Origin of the sequence: Kribbella caucasensis (assembly GCF_004361855.1) — a bacterium.
In the GTDB taxonomy this organism is placed as follows: domain Bacteria; phylum Actinomycetota; class Actinomycetes; order Propionibacteriales; family Kribbellaceae; genus Kribbella; species Kribbella caucasensis.
In genome coordinates this window covers 1-2665 of sequence record NZ_SNWQ01000075.1, presented here as the reverse complement: position 1 = coordinate 2665, position 2665 = coordinate 1, and the positions used below count along the sequence as shown (strand labels likewise).

Below are 2665 nucleotides of genomic sequence, written 5' to 3'. Positions count from 1 at the left end.
TCTCGACAACAGCCAGTGTTCAGAGGCCACGAGCCCCTACCCCGCAGGCAGAGACCGCGTGTCGTGCCCGGTCAAGATCGAAGAGCCCCATTGCCTGTAGCAAGCCAGAAGCATCTACGACTCCTCGATCTGGGGTCGACGTCCACACCGTGTGTCGTACATCATGTTGGGAAGGAATACGGCTCGGGGGGTGTCCGTTGATTCGACCGTCGACTTGGTCCGGCCTACTTGCTGGCATATTTGCCATCGCCACTATCGCGAGCACCGCATCCGCCGTCGACGACGTCCCGGCGATCTGCGATGCAGCCAAACAGCTCACCGGCCAAGCGCTTCCTCGGCGCGCAATAGCGCTAATCGGGTCCAGCCGACAGGAGTGCAGAGCCGAGTACGACGCTGCGAACGATGCGATCATCAAAGCTGAGACCAAGCGGGCAGACGGGGAGGCAGCCGGATCAATTCGCGACTGGGAGTTAGCACTCAGTCTCGCAAACACAGCGCTGGCTCTTGACTCCGAGAACGCGAAGGCGGCAACACTCAAAGCGCAGGCGGCGGCTCACCAGCCACCACACACACTCCTCACTAAGGCCGAAGCAGCGTGGCAGACCACATCAGATCGCTACGCAGAGCCATTGAAGACTGTCGCACTCCCCTTTGGCATCGTTCTCACAGGGCTCCTCGTCGTCGCCCGCGTCGCCGTGGTGGCGCGCCGCGAATGGCCGAAGGTAAGCAATGGGAAGCGGAACTGGTTCGGGAGCATCGGAGCGCTAGCTCTGGTGGTTGCTTCGGCCGGCCTGACCATCGGCGGCGGACTCCCCGACATCCCATTGCCTTACACGAACGAGGTGCTGAACAGCAGGTGGCTCTTGCCTATCTCTGTTCTCACGCTCTCGATTTTCGGCCTGTGGGGGGTAGCCCGGTGGCTCGCCACACGGCTGCGCCTGCACGTCGAGGTCCGCACCAGTGACGGCAAGATCGACGAAGGCGCCACCGGGCACGCTATCGCGCTTCTTTCCGATCTCGCCGGCGCGCCCGCCGAAGGACTCGAGGTGCCACATGGCGCGGACGTGAACGTGCTGAATGGATCTGCGATTACCGGAACACCCGAAGGACGGGTTGCAAAACTCCTCGTGGACCTCATCCAGACCGTGATCGGTGTCACCCCCTGGCAGATCACAGTGGACGTCGTCAGTCAGGACGTCCTCTCAGTACACGTGAGTCGTAACGGCCGCCCCGCCGGGTCGGCCGTCGTCGAACGCCAGGCACTTGGCCTCGACTATGACGTCACGCCGACAGACAACAGCGACAGTCATATGGAGACCGCAGCAAACAGCCAGGGCACAAAGCCCGACCTACACCGCTTCGTGGCCGCGGTTGTCGTCCTCGCGCTGACCAAATACCACGACTTCACCGGTCTGTACGGGACTACCGACTGGCGCAGCCTTGGTCTGCACTACGTTGCTACAGCGCAACTCAAGGATGGGCAGCAGGCGCGGAACGCGCTCGCACGCGCCCTCGACTACGACGCTGGGAATCTATTGAGCCAGGTTGCCTTCCACTATGAGGTCGCCAGGCATGATGTCACTTCTGAGAGGCTCAAGGCATATGCTGTATGGTTGAAGGATCTATCCAATGACACGAACTGCACTGGCCACCTCAAACGGCGGGTGCTTCATTCGCGCTTAGCCGCCTGGATCAACTATGGATATGCGGCAGACGGCCCACGAATCGATCCTGAAATACGCGCCGCCGCCGACGACCTCGTCGCATACTATGTCGCCCAGAAGCAACTCACCCAGGACGGCCAAACGAATACTGCCAGCAAAGACCTCCTGATGGAGCAATCTAAACCTGCAGCTGCTTCTTTGATCCTGCATGTCGACGACTACTACCAGAGTCATGGCACAGCGATCACCATCACCGCCCAGCAGCGAGCACAAGTCGGGGAGTGGCTTAAACGCGGCACCGGACCCCTTGGCGACTACCAAGTCGGCTGCTACTACGCGGCGAGGCCCTCCCCCGACAAGGCAGCGGCTATCGAACGGTTCCGCCATGCGAGCATGGTCAACGAGCTCGCCGACTGGATGGGCAAGGACCCCCAGCTCGTTGCGTTTCGGAATGAGGACGAGTTTCGCGCGGCACTTCAGGCCGATCCCCGCACAGATTTCCTCGTATTGCCACGGCTGGAGCCGTTCACCAGACACTTGCGCGCGATTGGCGTGATCGAAGCCGGCGACCTGGCCAGCTACGAGGGCAACGCAGTCGGCCTGGCCGCGCCGCTCGGTATCGGGGTCCGACATGCCGCGCGAATGATCGTTCTTGGAAAGATAGGGAAAAGTGCGGAGGCTAGTGAAGACCTCAAGCAGTTCTCCGTCGAGTTGTGCGCGGAGCTCTTGACTCGCGGTAAGGCAGACACCATTGATGATGCTCGGTCGGCCGCGTCTCACGCTCAGGCCATTTTGAACGCCGTACAGAATAGATGCAATGTCTGGCCAAAGGATGAGAACGTGATCTCGGACTGGCTCAAGAGGCTCTGAGCTCTGCCAGTCGCGGAGCTCCTGATGCCACTGCCTCCCAATACCGGTAACTTAGGGTCTGGTGCGGTACGGTTGGGGTGTGGCGAGGGTTGGTCAGGTCAAGTCCCGATCGGGTGACAGGTTGACGGATC

1 protein-coding gene is annotated in these 2665 nt (G+C 61.2%); it reads left to right on the top strand.

Annotation, left to right across the window (positions count from 1 at the left end):
- The first annotated feature begins 629 nt into the window (after positions 1–629).
- Complete coding sequence (locus EV643_RS43845) at positions 630–2534, top strand: hypothetical protein (RefSeq protein WP_133806154.1); 1905 nt, start codon at positions 630–632, stop codon at positions 2532–2534.
- The last annotated feature ends 131 nt before the right edge of the window (positions 2535–2665 follow it).